1 protein-coding gene and 2 pseudogenes are annotated in these 18627 nt (G+C 46.2%); all 3 read left to right on the top strand.

Annotated features, from left to right (window positions below; all coding sequences use genetic code 11):
• Positions 1-25: 25 nt before the first annotated feature.
• Positions 26-4213: pseudogene (locus V7K67_RS33400) on the top strand (amino acid adenylation domain-containing protein); the annotation flags it as partial.
• Complete coding sequence (locus V7K67_RS33405; RefSeq protein WP_334731280.1) at positions 4210-10776, top strand: type I polyketide synthase; 6567 nt, start codon at positions 4210-4212, stop codon at positions 10774-10776. The pseudogene V7K67_RS33400 and the gene V7K67_RS33405, both read left to right, overlap by 4 nt.
• A pseudogene (locus V7K67_RS33410) lies at positions 10761-18626 on the top strand (amino acid adenylation domain-containing protein); the annotation flags it as partial. The gene V7K67_RS33405 and the pseudogene V7K67_RS33410, both read left to right, overlap by 16 nt.
• Position 18627 lies beyond the last annotated feature (1 nt).

The following is an 18627-nucleotide window of genomic DNA, read 5'->3' on the forward strand; positions in this document are numbered from 1 at the left end:
CAAAATCGACCTAACTCAACAGATGAATAAGTGTATTCATCAGCTATTTGAAGCTCAAGTAGAACAGACCCCTGACAATATAGCAGTAGTGTTTGGACGCGAACAACTTACTTACCGCCAGTTGAATAATCGCGCGAACAAAATAGCACGCTACTTACAGGTATTAGATGTTGGTCCAGAAGTATTAGTCAGCATTTATATGGAGCGCTCTGTGGAAATGATGGCTGGGCTGTTGGGCATTCTTAAGGCTGGTGGAGCCTATGTGCCGCTTGACCCTGCCTATCCTAGTGAGCGACTGGCTTTCATACTAGAAGACACGCAAACTAAGGTACTGCTTACTCAAGAGCGATTAGTCGAGTCTCTTCCTAAACACCAAGCATACGTTATCTGCTTGGACAGACAAGAGCAAGAGATTTCGCAACAGAGCGGGGAGAAACCCAGTAGTGGTGTAAAACCCGATAACCTAGCCTATATCATCTACACTTCAGGCTCCACAGGCAAGCCCAAGGGCGTTATGGTAGCTCACCGGGGGCTATGCAACTTAGCTCGCGCACAACAGGAGATATTTGACGTGCAGCCATCCAACCGCGTCCTCCAGTTCGCCTCTGTGAGCTTCGATGCCTCGGTTTCGGAAATCTTCATGGCTCTAACGGCGGGAGCAACGCTAGTCTTGGCAGCGAAAAACTCCCTGATGCCAGGAACCCCATTGCTGAAGGTGCTACGCGAGAGTGCCATCACGACTGTTACCTTGCCGCCATCAGTACTGGCGGTTCTGCCCGTTTTAGAGCTTCCTGCCTTACAGACAATAATTGTCGCGGGAGAAGCTTGCTCCCCAGATATTGTGGCGAGATGGGCTACAGTCCGTCGCTTCTTCAACGCTTACGGACCGACGGAATCCACAGTTTGCGCCACCGTTGCCGAGTATAGTGGCGATACTAAGATGCCGATCGGGCGGCCGCTCGCTAACACTCAGGTTTATCTGCTCGACGAGCAGATGCAACCCGTTCCTAATGGGGTTCCGGGTGAGATTTACATTGGCGGTATTGGTTTAGCGCGGGGCTACCTCAACCGCCCCGAACTCACTGCCGAGCGATTTGTTTTCAACCCTTTGAGCGAAAAACTAGGAGTTAGCGAAGCGGAGCGTGGCAGCGCACATCGCCTTTACAAGACTGGCGATTTAGGCCGCTATCTGCCCGACGGCAACATTGAGTTTCTTGGACGTATTGACCGACAGGTAAAGCTTCGCGGCTTCCGCATCGAAATGGGCGAAATCGAGGCAGTGCTAGGTCAACACCCCGATATCCAGACAGCTGTGGTCGTAGACCGGGAAGACGTACCTGGACAGAAGCGCCTAGTAGCCTACGTGGTTCCCAAGCCCAAGCACGTATTTGCTGAAAGCAAGCAAGTAGAACTATGGCCGTCAATAGCAGAGTATTTTATCTACGACGAACTCTTGTACTATGCGATGACGCATGATGAACGAAGAAATAATAGTTATAAGGTAGCTATAAACCAATCGGTCAAAGATAAAATAGTTCTAGACATTGGTACGGGAAAAGATGCAATTTTAGCTAGGTTTTGTGTAGAAGCAGGTGCAAAAAAGGTATATGCAATCGAGATTTTAGATGAATCTTACAAGCAAGCAGCAGCTTGCATTGAAAGACTGGGTTTGTCAGAAAAAATAATTTTAATTCACGGGAATTCTACTCAGGTAGAACTACCGCAAAAAGTTGATGTCTGCGTTTCTGAAATAGTAGGAGCTATTGGTGGATCTGAAGGTGCTGCTTATATTATTAATGATGCCCACAGGTTCCTCAAAGAAGATGGAATAATGATTCCTGAAAAAAGCATCACTAAAATTGCTGCTGTTTGCCTACCTGAAAAATTATTAACAAATCCGAGTTTTAATCAACTATCTGGGTATTACACCGAGAAAATATTTGAACAAGTTGGCTATAAGTTTGATTTGAGATTGAGCGTGAAAAACTTTCCCAAATCAAATGTTATATCTAATATCGAAACATTTGAAGATTTAAACTTTACTCAGAGGCTTGAATCAGAATATGACCGTAAAGTAACTTTTTCTTTTAGTAAGAGTGCAAAAATAGATGGCTTTTTAGTCTGGCTAACTTTGCAGACCATCAAAGGTGAAGTTATCGACATTCTAGAGTACGAATATTGTTGGTTGCCTGTTTATTTTCCTGTATTTTATCCAGGGATTGAAGTTTTTGAAGGGGACAGTATCGAAGCAGTTATTAGTGGTACTTTCTGTGAAAACAAGCTTAACTTAGACTACCGCGTTAAGGGCAGTCTAATCAGAAAGAATGGAGTAGCGATCGCATTTGATTGGGAATCATTTCACTATAAAAAAATCTTCAAAAAAACAGCTTTTTATCAAAAATTGTTTTCTGAGGGTAGCGTCAGCACGGAGGCTTCAGAGGAGGAGTCACTGAAGACGGACTTGTATGCCGAACAGGTGTTGCAATGGCAGATGATCTCAAACGAAACTTATAACAAGACTGATGTAGCACCAGACCCGACGTTCAATATAGCTGGCTGGAAAAGCAGCTATACCCGTCAGCTTATTCCCGTTGAACAAATGCGGGAGTGGGTCAACGACAAGGTTCAGGCAATTCTAACTCGGCAACCGGGCCGGGTACTAGAAATTGGGTGTGGGACAGGTTTACTGTTGTTCCAAATCGCTCCCCACTGTAACCATTATTTAGGAACAGACTTCTCGAAAGTGGCCCTAAATTACATTGAGGAACAGTTAACCAAGCCCGAGCAAAAACTGCCCCAAGTGAGTCTAGGGCAGCGAATGGCAGACGACTTTGAGGGTGTAGATAGACAAGCGTTTGACGCTGTGATCCTCAACTCAGTACTAGAATACTTTCCTAATATTGACTATCTGTTGCGTGTCCTAAAAGGTGCGGTGAATGTCGTTGCGCCTGGAGGCTTTATTTTTGTGGGAGATGTACGCAGCCTGCCATTGCTGGAGACTTTCCACGCCTCTATCGAGGTGCATCAAGCTCCTGATTCGCTATCTATGGCACAATTGCAGCAGCGCGTACAAAGGCAACTATTGCAGGAAAATCAACTAGTCATTGACCCAGCCTTTTTCACGGCTATTCAGCAACGCTTCCCAGAAATCACCCATGTAGAAATCCAGCTTCAGAGAGGTCATCACCACAACGAACTCACCAAGTTCCGCTACAACGCGATACTATCTGTAGGAGTCCAGACCGATTCCCCCCAAGACTTTCCTTGGGTTGACTGGTACAAAGAACAGCTAACGTTGTCTGCTGTTCGGCAATTGCTTGTAGAGTCAAAACCTGAAAGGCTTGGAATTACACGAGTACCGAATGCACGACTGGCAAAAGACCTCAAAATCGCAGAATTGCTCAAAAAACCTGAACAAGTCCAGACGGTGGGCGCGTTACGCGAAGTTCTGAAAGCTATTCCCCCAGAGACTGGTGTGGAACCTGAAGACTTATGGGCCTTGGCTGACGCTCTGACTTATTCGGCGGTTCTGAGTTGGTCAGATTTTGATACCTCAGGCTATTACGATGTAGTGTTTGTGCGCCGCCAAACTTCAGATTCAGCCCCTGTAAGAGTGCTAACTCCCTTTACGAAGCAAACGAACAGCTTGCGCCCTTGGCATTCTTATGCTAACAATCCTCTACAGCCAACCTTAAGCAGTCAGTTGGTGCCACAACTGCGGAATTATTTAAGTACTCGTCTGCCCGATTACATGTTGCCCAGCGCCTATGTGCTGTTGGAGAGCCTACCCTTAACCCCCAATGGCAAGCTAGATCGTTGCGCTCTACCGATTCCAGAAAGTTCTAGACCTGAGTTAGCAATTGATCTAGTCCTACCCCAATCCGATGCAGAGCAAATCATTGCTCAGGTTTGGCAAGAAGTTCTGCAATTGGACATTGTGGGAATCAATGATAACTTTTTTGACTTAGGTGGTAATTCTCTACTTCTGCTCCAAAGCTGTAGCAAATTAACTGAAATTTTAGGAAGAGAACTATCAACTGTGGAGTTGTTTCAATATCCGACTATATGGGCTTTAGCTCAACACTTAAGCCAGACTAACACAGAATCCTCAGTCGTTAGCGATCGCAATCTCAGTAGTAGATCTAGTCGTCAGTCTTCACTAAATCAACAAAGGCAACACAGGCAAAACCACCGTAGTAGCAAAAAACTATGACTATTAATATCAAAGAATCAGATATAGCGATTATCGGCATGACATGCCGCTTTCCAGGAGCAAAGGATGTTGAGGCATTTTGGCAGAATCTGGTTGCGGGAGTCGAATCTATTTCATTTTTTTCTAATGCAGAATCGGAGCTAGATGAGCCTACTTGGCTCTCTAATCCTAACTATGTCAAAGCAGCCGCAACTTTGCCAGATATTGATCTGTTCGATGCTTCGTTTTTCGGCTACAGCACTAAAGAAGCCAAAATCATGGACCCGCAACAGCGGGTTTTCTTGGAATGTGCCTGGGAAGCTTTTGAGAGTGCTGGCTACAATCCAGAAAATTATCAAGGGTTGATAGGTGTTTATGCGGGTTCGGGAATGAACAGCTATGTGATTAACAACGTTCATTCCAACTCGGACTTTTCCCCGGTTCGCACTTACTTACCAACAACCAGCTTTTTACTACATGTGAGATATGGCAATGGACAGGAATGCCTGCCGACGCGAGTTTCTTACAAGCTAAATTTAACCGGACCGAGTGTTAATATTCAAACGGCTTGTTCAACTTCACTCGTAGCTGTTCATCTGGCAATCCAGAGTTTACTGACTGGTGAATGTGATATGGCAATAGCGGGAGCCGTTGCCATTCAGGTTCCTCAAAAAGTAGGTTATCTGTACCAAGATGATATGATTTGGTCTGCCGACGGGCACTGTCGAGCTTTTGATGCAAAAGCCAGTGGAACTGTATTCGGCAACGGAGCGGGAGTTGTTGTCTTGAAGTTGCTAGATCAAGCCATTGCCGATGGAGACTGCATCCAGGCTGTGATCAAAGGATCGGCCATTAATAACGATGGTGCTCAGAAAGTTGGCTATACGGCTCCAAGTGTAGAAGGTCAAGCTGCTGTAATCTCAGAGGCACTAGCGATCGCCCAAATAGATCCTAGTACCATTACTTATGTAGAATCTCACGGAACTGGTACCAGTCTAGGAGACCCAATTGAAATTGCAGCCCTAAGTAAAGCCTTTCGCCAGAGTACCGAGAAAAACAGTTTTTGTGCAATTGGCTCAGTTAAAACCAATATCGGACATATAGCTGAAGCAGCCGGGATCGCTGGTTTAATTAAAACAGTTTTGGCACTCAAGCATAAAGCCATACCACCCAGCTTGCACTTTCAACAACCTAATCCTAGTATTGATTTTGCCGACAGCCCCTTTTACGTTAATACAACACTCTCTGAATGGAAAGTTAATGGGACTCCAAGACGTGCTGGAGTTAGTTCTTTTGGGATGGGGGGGACAAATTGTCATCTAGTTTTGGAAGAAGCTCCCCAGCTAACCAAAAACCAAGAGTCAAACGATCGTCCACTGCATATTTTGACCCTATCGGCAAAGACAGCAGAAGCTTTGGAGGAATTGTTACAGCGTTATGAAGTTTATTTGAAGTTCCATCCAGATGCCTCTGTTGCAGATATTTGTTTTACGGCTAACACAGGTCGCAAGCACTTTAACAATCGTTTTGCAGTCACAGCTTTCTCTACTGAGCAATTGGAATCTCAACTGCGGGCTTTTAGACAACAGACTACTCCTGCATCGAATCATCCAACAAACTCGGAAAACTCCACCTTTTCAGTTGGTGCCCTTGGAACAATCACGCCAACAGTTCAAAAAGAGCGTATCGCCTTCCTGTTCACAGGTCAGGGGTCGCAGTATGTAGGCATGGGAAGGCAACTCTACAACACGCAACCCACCTTTCGCGCTGCTTTCGACGATTGCGCTCAAATTTTGCGTCCTTATCTAGATAAACCTTTACTGGAAGTACTTTATCCCTCTCCAGAACAGGAGAATCTCCCCCAAGCCAAATCTCTTATCGACTCAACAGCCTATACCCAACCCGCCTTATTTGCCCTGGAATATGCTCTGTTTAAGTTGTGGAAATCCTGGGGCATAGAACCTGATGTGGTAATGGGTCACAGTGTCGGGGAATATGTAGCTGCGACTGTAGCTGGAGTGTTCAGCTTAGAAGATGGCTTGAAATTAATCGCTGCACGGGGACGTTTAATGCAAGCCCTACCCCCTGGTGGGGAGATGGTAGCGCTATTAACTGATGAAGCGCAGGCTCTAGCTGCCATTCAACCCTATGCCGAGGAAGTATCAATTGCTGCCATTAATGGGCCTCAAAGCTTAGTAATTTCCGGTGGTTGCGAGGCAATTAACACCCTCTGCGCCTCCTTGGAAGCGGCTGGAGTCAAGACCAAGAAATTAAACGTCTCCCATGCTTTCCATTCCCCACTGATTGAGCCGATGGTGTCAGAATTTGAGCAAGTGGCTCGACAAGTAAAATTTACTGCACCCCAAGGGAAACTGATTTCCAATCTCACAGGGGAGTTGGCAACTTCAGAAATTGCCACTCCTTTGTATTGGTGTCGTCATCTGAGAGAACCAGTAAAATTTGCTGCCAGTATGGAAACCCTACAGCAGCAGGGGGTAGAGTTGTTCGTAGAACTCGGACCAAAACCCACTTTGTTGGGAATGGGTCGGGCCTGCCTGAGAGAAAACAACCAACTGTGGTTGCCTTCTTTGCGTCCAGGACAAGAGGATTGGCAGCAGCTACTCAGTAGTCTGACACAACTATATGTGCGCGGAATCGCAGTAAACTGGGTGGGCTTTGATCAGGACTATGTTCGTCATCGCCTGCAATTACCCACCTATCCTTGGCAGCGACAGCGCTATTGGATAGAGGCGACTGCTTTTGAAAACAAACTTACAGCCCCTACCCAGTTCAAAAGTGTAAGTAGCCAGAGCCAGAATCCCCTGCTGGGTCAACAGTTAAACTTACCAGGAACAGCCGAGATTCGGTTTCAATCACAAATTAGCCAGAATTTCCCAGCTTGGGTCAAACATCATCGCATCTATGAGACAGCGATTTTGCCAGGAACCGCTTACTTAGAAATGGTTTTGGCAGCTGGGGCTATTGTTGCAAAGGCCAAGAATCTTTATTTGCAGGATGTGGTCATAGCTAAGGCGCTGATGCTACCAAAGGATGAAGTCAAAACTATCCAATTAATTTTGATCCCCAAGGAATCTAGTATTTATTCCTTTGAAATATATAGTTTAGCATCCGCAGCAGATGAAATTAATGGAAAAACATCTTGGACGCTCCATGCCTCAGGCAAATTATTTATTAGCGAAAAAGAGTCGTTAGCACAGCAGGTAGATTTGACTGCTTTACAACAGCGATGCACCCAAGAGATTCTCCCCGAAAGCTTATATCGACGGTTTCAACAGCAGGGGATGGATTATGGTTCCAGCTTTCAGGGGCTAGAACAAATTTGGCGGAATGAACAAGAAGCTATAGGCAAGATAGAGGTGCCGTCAGAATTGCTCCCAGAAGCAGAAAAATACCAGCTACATCCAGTGTTGTTAGATACTTGCTTACAGGTTTTAGAAGCGATTTCTACAGATGAAAGCCAACAAGTTACTTATGTACCAGTAGGCTTAGACCGGCTGCTCGTTTGGGGTCATCCTGGCAAGAGCCTGTGGTGCCATGCTCAGTGGCGGAAAGGAGAAGGCTCCGAAAACCCAACAGCCAGCGCCGATTTTCACCTATTAACCCCATCTGGAGAGCGAATTGCAACCCTTGAAGGTTTGCAACTGAAGCAGGCTCCACGCGAAGCACTGTTAGGTAGCTCACAAGAATCATGGAAGAATTGGCGTTATCAGGTAGAGTGGCGTCTTAAAGAACCTCAAAATCTTTCACTCGATTCTATACCTGCGCCCTCAACACCTCGCGACAAGTCGAAAAACTGGCTGATTTTGGCAGATAGTCAAGGACTTGCTCAACAGTTGGGTGTACTCTTGCACTCCCAAGGAGAGGTTTGTACCCTAGTTTTCCCAGGGAAGCAGTACGAACAGATAGCCTCACAAGAATTCAGGGTAAACCCAGCCAGTCCAGAGGATTTTGGGCGGCTGTTGGAGGCTGTACCTGACTTACACTATGTCGTAAATAACTGGAGTTTAGATACACCCCAAGCCCTAACGCCAGACGACTTGGAAATAGCATCTGTTAAAGGCTGTGGTAGTACGTTGCATTTAGTCCAGGCGTTAGTTAAGCATTATGCCAAACCTCCTTGCTTGTGGTTAGTGACTCGAGGAGCGCAAGCGGTGACAGCCGCTTCGGGTGTGCCGGGATTAGCTCAATCTCCCTTATGGGGCATGGGAAAAGTGATCGCTCTGGAACATCCCGAACTTAACTGTACGATTATCGATTTAGACCCAGAAACAAAGCAGGATGAGGTGAAAACCCTGTTTGAAGAAATCTGGTCAGGGGATGGAGAAAACCAAGTTGTTTTTCGAGACCAGGCTCGTTATGTAGCCAGACTTGTGCGCCATCATCAGACCGAAATTAGTGTTAGTCAAACCCGATTAAATGTTCCATCAAACCAGCCGTTCCGATTAGATATTTCTCAGCGAGGAACATTGGATAATTTACAACTGGTGCCGACAAATCGCCGTCAACCGGGTGCTGGTGAAGTAGAAATTCAAGTAAGAACTGTAGGGCTAAATTTTAGAGATGTTCTCAACGCACTGGGCTTATATCCCGGAGATCCTCCACTAGGTGTGGAGTGTGCAGGCGAGGTTGTAGCTTTGGGTGCTGGTGTAGAAGATTTTCAGATCGCAGATTCAGTTGTTGCTTTAGCGCAGGGTAGTTTTAGTCAGTATGTTACAGTTAACGCCAAGCAGGTGGTTCTTAAGCCTGCATCTCTTACTTTTGAGGAAGCAGCAAGCATCCCGACAGCTTTCCTAACGGCTTACTGGAGTTTGCATCATCTTGCTAATATCTCTCCCAAAGATCGGGTATTGATTCATGCCGCTGCTGGGGGTGTTGGTCAAGCAGCTGTGCAACTAGCTCTTCAAGCCGGAGCTGAGGTTTTTGGCACAGCTAGCCCTAACAAATGGCAGGTTCTCAAGTCTTTGGGAGTGAAACACGTGATGAACTCCCGAACGCTGGATTTTGCAGAGGAGATAATGGCACATACCAATGGTCAGGGAGTGGACATTGTACTCAACTCTTTGACCGGAGAAGGATTTATTCAAAAGAATTTAGAAGTTCTTGCCAACAAAGGATGCTTTTTAGAACTGGCTAAGAGGAATATCTGGACTCCTGAACAGGTCTGCCAATTCCGATCTGACATATCATACTTTGTGGTGGAAATAGACCCAGGGGAACAAGCCAGCGAAATCCAGCAAATGCTGCGCCAACTCTTCGAGCAGTTTGAAAAGGGTGTGCTCAAACCCATACCGCTAAAAGTATTCCCGGTTCATGATGTTATTAGTGCTTTCCGCTACATGCAGCAAGCAAAACATACTGGGAAGATTGTTATTACATTTCCGGAGCCAGGAAAGGCACAAGAGTACTTCAGCGTTCGTGGTGATAGCAGCTATTTGATTACTGGTGGCTTGGGAGGTGTGGGTTTAACAGTGGCTCGCTGGATAGTGGAACGTGGGGCACGGCACATAGTACTGGTAGGGCGCTCCCAGCCAAGCGAAGAAATCAAAAGTCAATTAAGGGAGCTAGAGCAATCTGGGGCGCAGGTAGTCGTAGCCCAAGCTGATGTATCCGACGCTTTTCAACTGACACGACTGCTATCCTCCCTTGAGCAATCGTCACCACCACTGCGGGGGATTATACACGCTGCGGGCGTTCTGGATGACGGTGTACTAACTCAACTTGATTGGCAGCGCTTTGAGCAAGTAATGGCTCCGAAAGTTCAAGGAGCGTGGAATTTACATACCTTAACCCAGAACCAACCTTTAGACTTTTTTGTGCTGTTTTCTTCTGCTGCTGCCCTGCTGGGTTCTGCTGGTCAAGCTAACTATGTAGCAGCCAATGCCTTTCTAGATGCTTTAGCATTTTATCGTCGCTCTCAAGGACTACCAGCCATGAGTGTCAACTGGGGAGCTTGGGGCGAGGTAGGAATGTTAGCTAAACGCCAGCTAAACGAGCAATGGAGCCACAAAGGAGTAGAAAGCTTTGCCCCCGAACAAGGATTGCAAGTACTGGAGCAGCTGTTGTGGGAAGCACCTGTACAGGTTGGGGTTTTAGCCATCAACTGGCCGAATTTTTTGAAAAGACAACTAACAATGAAGTCATTATTCATTGATTTGGGCAGAGAAATTCAGGAATTACACGGACAGTCAGAAGTCCTTACGCAAGACAGAGGAAGAGATTTCCTCCACAACACCCTCGTGTCTTGTCCGCCAGTAGAGCGTCAACAGTTATTGGAATCTCGCCTTAAAGAACAAGTGGCTGGGGTAGTGGGATTGTCTGCCGCTAAACTGAACATGCAAGAGTCACTAATCAATTTGGGATTTGACTCTCTAATAGCAATCGATCTGAAGAATCGGATCAATAACGAGATGGGGATAAACTTGCCCGTAATTAAAATCATGGAGGGTGCAAGCATTTCTCAACTGGCAGAGCTAATGCTTTCGCAATTAGCCTTGACGGGGATAATCACATCAACATCTCCATCTACTGAGTTCAGCGACGATATGGAGGAAATCATTCTATGAAGCTTAATCAATTAGTAGCTGAACTGACTGAGCAGGGTGTCAAGCTGTCGGCTGAGGGTGACCAGTTACGTATTCATGCGCCAAAGGGAGTAATTACACCAGATCTGCGTGCTTTACTAGCATTGCATAAAAGAGAGCTTGTCGCTTTGCTACACCAGAGCAACGCGCTTAATATTGACATCCCTCTTCTAAAAGTTTCACAAACTGAGAACTTACCTCTATCTTTTGCCCAGGAACGATTGTGGTTCTTCAGTCAGATGGAGCCAGCTAATCCCATCTACAACGAACCAGCAGCTCTACGACTGAAGGGTTCCCTGAACATCGCCGCTTTAAAAAAAAGCCTCAATAAGATTATTCAACGTCACGAAGCTTTACGGACTAACTTCACTACTGTTGACGGGCAAGCAGTTCAGGTAATTGCTGAAAACTTGACCTTGAATGTGTCAGTAGTAGACCTGCAAGAGCTACCTCCAAGTGAAAGAGAAATTACTTATCAGCAACTAGCAACGGTAGAAATCCAACGACCCTTTGACCTTATTAGCTCTCCCTTAATCCGAGCTACTTTATTTAAGCTGGCAGAAGTAGAATACGTGTTGTTGCTAACGATTCATCACATTCTCTATGACGGTTGGTCATATGGAATAATTCTCAAGGAACTAGCAACTATTTACTCAGCTGAATGTAATGGCTTATCTCCAAAGCTACCATCTCTACCCATTCAGTACAAAGACTTTGCTGTTTGGCACCGGGAGTGGTTGTTTAAAGAGGTATTTCCCTCCCAACTAGCTTATTGGAAGCAACAGCTCTCAGGTATGCCAGCTTTATTGGAACTGCCAACTGACCGACCAAGACCAGCAGTGCAAACTTTTCGGGGGGGGCATCAACGATTTGTAGTTTCAAAAGAACTAAAACAAGCGCTGATGAATTTCAGCCAGCAACAAGAAGCAACTCTATTCATGATGCTTTTGGCAGCATTTAAAATATTTCTTTATCGTTATACAGGACAGACTGATATTTGCGTAGGCACAGCGCACGCTAACCGCGATCGCTCCGAAATTGAAAGTTTAATTGGATTCTTCGTTAATACAATCGTTCTGCGGACTGATATATCAGGTAATCTAAGTTTTAAGGAGATACTTTCAAGAGTCCGAGAAGTGACGCTTTTAGCATCTGCCCATCAAGACCTACCGTTTGAGAAGCTAGTAGGGGAATTGCAGCCTGTCCGTTCCTTGAGTCATACACCTCTGGTGCAGGTGATGTTGTTACTCAATGTGCCAACCCCCGAGATCCAGATGGCAGGCTTAGTGGTGACTCCATTAGAAGTAGAAAGCGCAACTGCCAAGTTTGATCTTACCTTGGCAATGGAAAATACTGCTGCGGAACTGGTGGGTGTGTGGGAATACAACACTGACTTGTTTGATGGCAGTACCATTGAGCGGATGGCGGGTCATTTTGTGACATTGCTGGAAAGTATTGTTGCTAACCCAAAAGAGCGGATTTCGCAATTGCCAATGCTTACACAAGTTGAGCAACACCAGTTGTTAGTTGAGTGGAACAATACTCAAGCAGATTATCCTTGTGATCAGTGTATTCATCAGTTATTTGAGGAGCAAGTTGAGGGTACACCTGATGCGGTGGCAGTGGTGTTTGAAAATCAACAACTGACTTACCACCAATTGAACTGTCGTGCAAACCAGTTGGCACATTACTTGCAGTCTTTAGGTGTAAAACCAGATGTATTGGTAGGTATTTGTGTTGAGCGTTCTTTAGAAATGGTGGTGGGACTATTGGGCATTCTCAAAGCAGGTGGGGCATATGTACCACTTGACCCAGACTATCCTCAAGACCGCTTGAGCTTTATGCTTGAGGATGCTCAAGTTTTGCTGCTTTTGACTCAACAGCATATTACTGAAAGTTTACCTGAGCATCAAGCAAAAATTGTCTGTTTGGATGAAGTCTGGGAACAAATTGCCGAAAACAATCAAGATAACCCCACGAGTAAAGTCAGAGCTTTTCATCTAGCTAATTTAATTTATACTTCAGGCTCAACAGGTAGACCGAAAGGTGTGATGGTTGAGCATAGAGGACTTTGCAACTTAGCTCAAGCTCAAATTCAAACTTTTGGTGTAGATTATGATAGTCGCATTCTCCAGTTTGCCTCTCTGAGTTTTGATGCTTCTATCTCGGAAGTGGTGATGGCTTTGGGGTCAGGGGCAACACTTTACCTGGGAACAAAAGACTCTCTAATGCCTGGTATGCCGTTAATAGAGCAATTACGCGATCGTGGCATTACCCATATAACCTTACCACCATCGGCGCTGGCAGTTCTGCCAACTGAAGAACTGCCAGCACTGCAAACAATGATTGTCGCAGGAGAAGCTTGTTCTGTTGAACTGAAAAAAAAATGGTCTGCTGGCAGAAACTTCTTCAATGCCTACGGTCCAACGGAAGCTAGTGTCTGTACCACAATTGCCAAATGCACTGTTGAAGACGAGAAAATCTCCATTGGACGAGCGATCGCTAACACGCAAGTCTACATCTTAGACGAAAATTTGCAACCCGTACCTGTGGGTGTACCAGGAGAACTGCACATTGGTGGTGCGGGATTGGCACGAGGCTATCTCAACCGTCTGGAATTAACACAAGAGAAATTCATTTCCCATCCTTTTAGCAATGAAGCCCATTCCCGACTTTATAAGACTGGGGACTTAGCACGCTATTTACCAGATGGCAACATTGAATACCTGGGACGCATCGACAACCAGGTAAAAGTCCGGGGCTTCCGCATCGAATTAGGCGAGATAGAAGCGGCACTGAGCCAACACCCATCAGTTCATTCAGTTATCGTCACAGCCAGAGTAGACACCCCAGGGGAGCAACGCTTAGTCGCCTACATCGTGCCACAAGAGGATTGTGTACCCACAATCAGCGAGTTGCGACAATTCCTGAAAGCAAAGCTGCCAGAGTATATGGTGCCAAATGCGATCGCGATTTTGGAATCCCTACCCCTAACACCCAACGGCAAGGTAGACCACCGTGCCTTACCAGCGCCAGACTTAGATCCAGATTTGTTAGATAAATTTGTCGCCCCACGCACCCCAATTGAAAAAACACTAGCACTCATTTGGGCAGAAGTTCTCAAAGTAGAGCAAGTAGGCATTCACAATAATTTCTTTGAACTGGGCGGACATTCGCTACTAGCAACGCAGATAATATCTCGTTTGCCGTCAGCCTTTGGGATTTCGTTGCCGTTGCGAAGTCTATTTGAATCACCAACAGTTGCCCAGTTAAGTGAAGTCATCTCCAGTCAGCTAGAAAATGGTACAGGTCTAATAGTGCCAGAGATTGTACCAGTTTCTAGAGATATAGACATACCTTTGTCATGGGCGCAAGAACGTCTGTGGTTTATGCACCAGTTAGAAGGCGAAAGTGGTGCCTACACAATGCCTTTTGCAATGCGTTTGGTGGGAAATCTGAATGTCAAAGCTTTGTCAGAGGCGCTTGGGAAATTGATGCAACGCCATGAAGTTCTGCGGACTCGCTTTGAAATCAAGGATAACTTGCCAGTACAGGCGATCGCTCCCCAGATAACTATCACCTTACCAGTGGAGGATTTACAAAATGAGCCTAACCCCGAAAAACTTGTAGAGCAACTAGCACTCAAAAAATCCTACAAACCATTCAATCTGTCCACTGGCCCAGTACTACGAGTCAATATCTGGCAAATTGCTCAACAAGAGTACGTAATGTTGTTAGCGATTCACCACATTGCTGCTGATGGTTGGTCAATGGGCGTTTTGATCCGTGAGCTGTCTGCCTATTATCGAGCCATTTCCACGGGTAGTGCTGTTGTGTTACCAGAGTTACCCGTACAGTATGCCGACTTTGCCGTGTGGCAGCGCCAGTGGCTAACCGATAAAGTCCTGGAGCGCCAGTTAAGCTACTGGAAGCAACAGTTAACAGGAGCGCCACCGCTATTAGAACTCCCCACAGACCGCCCTCGCCCAGCCATACAAACTTTTCGAGGAGGTACAGAGCAATTTCAACTAGATAGCAAGCTAACGCAGCAACTGAAACAAATCAGCCAAGAATCTGGAAGCACGATGTTTATGACGCTGCTGGCGGGTTTTGTGGTCTTGTTATCTCGCTACAGTGGACAAACTGAACTGGTGGTGGGTTCCCCGATCGCCAATCGCAACCGCAAAGAAATCGAAGGGTTAATTGGCTTTTTTGTCAATACCCTGGTACTAAGATTTGATTTATCTGCCCAACCGACCTTTGAATCTTTGCTAAGCCAGGTGCGGCAGGTGACACAAGAAGCATTCGACCATCAGGATTTGCCCTTCGAGATGTTAGTCGAGGAGTTGCAGCCAGAGCGGAACCTAGATCGCAATTCACTGGTGCAGGTAATGTTTGCCCTTCAGAATGCTCCATCCTCTGCTTGGGATCTCCCTGGTTTAAAAGTCGAAGACCTGCCTTGGTGGTTTGAAACAGTTCGGTTTGACCTAGAAGTTCACTTATGGGAAACAGCATCGGGGATTGATGGTGTTGTGGCATACAGCAGTGATTTATTCGATGCAGAGACGATCGCTCGGATGATGCAACATTATGTGAATTTGTTAGCAGCCATTGTCACCAATCCAGCACAACCAGTCAACCAACTGCCTCTACTGACAGCACAAGAAAAGCAGCAGTTGTTAGTAGAGTGGAATAATACCCATACCAATTATCCCAGTGACCAATGTATCCATCATTTATTTGCAGCCCAAGTCACACGGACTCGTGATGCAGTCGCCGTAGTATTTGGAGAACAACAACTCACCTATCAGGAGTTGGATACACGAACAAATCAATTGGCACATTATCTGCAAAAACTGGGTGTAGAACCAGGCGTGCTAGTGGGTATTTGTGTGGAACGTTCTGTATCTATGGTTGTCGGATTGTTGGCAATTCTCAAGGCAGGTGGGGCGTATGTCCCTTTGGATATGGAATATCCTAAAGAACGTTTAGGTTTCATTATAGAAGATACGCAGATATCGGTGCTGTTAACAACAGAGAAATTAGCCCATAGGATTCCGCAACACCAAGCGCGTCTTGTTTGCTTTGATAGGGATGTAGCAGTGATCGCCCAACAAAGTCAGCAAAACCCCACAGCCGAAGTGACATCGGATCATCTTGCTTATGTCATCTACACTTCAGGTTCAACGGGTCAACCCAAAGGAGTTGCTGTGACTCACCGAGCCGTGAACCGCTTGGTGATAAACACAAACTACATCAACATAGAAACAACAGATGTTATTGCTCAAGCTGCAAATTGCGCCTTCGATGCTGCTACCTTTGAAATTTGGGGAGCGTTACTGAACGGAGCGCGGTTGGTAGGGGTAAGCAAAGAGTTAGCACTTTCGCCCAGAAATTTTGCCGCCTTTATGCGATCGCAAGGCATCAGCGTATTATTCTTGACAACCGCTTTGTTCAATCAAATTGCCCAAGAAGTCCCCTCTGCTTTCAGTTCACTACGGCATCTTCTATTTGGCGGCGAAGCGGTCGATCCGAAATGGGTGAAAGAAGTACTGAAAAATGGTGCGCCGCAGCGGCTATTGCACGTTTATGGGCCAACAGAGAATACAACATTTACTTCCTGGTACTTAGTGCCGGAAGTAAGAGAAGACGTGACAAATATTCCCATTGGGCGACCAATTGCTAACACGCAAATCTATGTGTTAGATTCCCAACTACAGCCTGTAAGTGTTGGTGTATCGGGAGAATTGTACATTGGGGGAGATGGTCTGGCAAAAGAATACCTCAACCGCAGTGAGTTAACACAAGAGAAATTCATTCGTAATCCCTTTAGTTCCCAGCCTGGAGTTCGCCTCTACAAAACTGGAGATAAAGTACGTTACTTGAGTGATGGCAATATTGAATTTCTCGCTCGCATAGATAATCAGGTAAAGATTCGCGGTTTCCGCATCGAACTGGGAGAAATTGAAACCGTTTTGAGTCAACACCCCTTGGTGCAAGAGAGTGTAGTAGTAGTAAGAGAAGACACGCCTGGCGATCAACGCACTTCGGCTCCCTTCGACTGCGCTCAGAGCAAGCCGCTCAGTACAAGCCTGGTAGCTTACTTAGTGCCTGCGCTTCATAGTCAAACATTACCCCAGCAGTTTGCTCAATGGCAGAGTGAGTATGTCAGTGATTGGCTAACGCTCTATGAACAACTCTACAGCCAAAGCCAAGCATCTACAGAAGACCTGACGTTTAATATTGCCGGTTGGAACAGTAGTTATACAAAGCTTGCCATCCCAGATTGGGAAATGGAGGAGTGGGTTGAAAATACAGTCAGCCGCATTCAAGCTAACTTTCCCCAGCGTGTATTAGAAATTGGTTGTGGAACAGGGTTACTGCTATCGCGCATCGCCAAGCACTGTCAACAGTATTGGGGAACTGATTATTCTATCGCCGCCATACAGCATGTTGAGCAAGTATGCAGCACGGTTGAAGGACTAGAAGATGTGCGACTGCTGCACCAAATTGCAGATAACTTTGAAGGTATTCCCGAAGCAGAATTCGACACTGTAATTTTGAACTCAGTCGTGCAGTATTTCCCCAGCGTTGAGTATCTGTTACAAGTTATAGAAGGAGCGATCGCGGCAATTGGCGATCGGGGTACGCTATTTCTGGGGGATGTCCGCAGCTTGCCTCTGTTGTCACCATACCATGCAGCCGTCCAGTTGTTCCAAGCAGAGTCGGACAGAACTATTGAGCAATGGCAACAGCAAGTACATCAGAGTGTAGCCATTGAAGAAGAATTGGTCATCGATCCCGGTTTCTTCATTGCCCTCCAGACACGCTTTCCTCAGATTGCTTGGGTAGAGATTCAGCCCAAACGCGGTAACAGCCTAAATGAGCTAACCCAATTCCGCTATGATGTTAGCCTCCATGTGGGTACTGATGCCCAAACCAGAGTAGTTCCTTGGTTAAATTGGCAACTAGACAAGCTCTCGTTGACACAAATTCAAAATCAACTGCACGCACAACAGCCAGAACTGTTGGGAATCAGGCGGGTGTCTAATCAACGAGTGCAGCAAGCACTAGAAATTTGTCAGTGGTTAGAAAATCCCCCGAATGTGGAGACAGTCGCGCATCTGCGGGGACTACTAGCACAACAGCCAACAGTTGGGATCAATCCAGAGCAGTTCTACCAATTGGGGCAGCAACTCGGCTACACTGTCCACCTCAGTTGGTGGGAGAGTAGCCAAGACGGTTGCTATGATGTCGTGTTCTGCCGCAATAGTTCAAACGCGCAAGGGGCAATAGCTTTTTGGGATAGTTCAGCCCTCACTACCAAGCCCTGGACTGACTACACTAACAACCCCCTACACGGCAAGTTAGTCCAGAAGCTAGTACCCTTAGTACGCGAATTTATCCAACAAAAGCTACCCGATTATATGGTGCCGCAAGCTTTTGTTCTCCTCAATACCCTGCCCTTGACACCCAATGGCAAGGTAGATCGTCGTGCCCTACCAACACCTGATACGGCCACGAGAAATCTTTCCACTGGCTTTGTTTTACCTCGCACACCGATTGAAGCCCAATTAACTCAAATCTGGAGTAAAGTCCTGGGAGTTGAACGCATTGGTGTTAAGGACAACTTCTTTGAGCTTGGTGGTCATTCCCTACTAGCGACCCAAGTCTTGTCAGAAATCAACTCAGCTTTTGGGCTTAACCTATCTATACAGATGATGTTTGAGTCTCCCACAGTAGCGGGGATATCATCTTACATCAAAGTAATGGATTGGGCAACCCAAGAGATGCCAGTTGAAGAAGTCAGTGTCGAAACAGTGGAGTTATGAG

It is taken from the genome of Nostoc sp. (genome assembly GCF_036917155.1).
Taxonomy (GTDB): Bacteria; Cyanobacteriota; Cyanobacteriia; order Cyanobacteriales; family Nostocaceae; genus Nostoc.

Bases quoted from the DNA above. Each gene is read 5' to 3' on its own strand.
- V7K67_RS33405 (WP_334731280.1), top strand. From the start codon at position 4,210: ATGACTATTAATATCAAAGAATCAGATATAGCGATTATCGGCATGACA.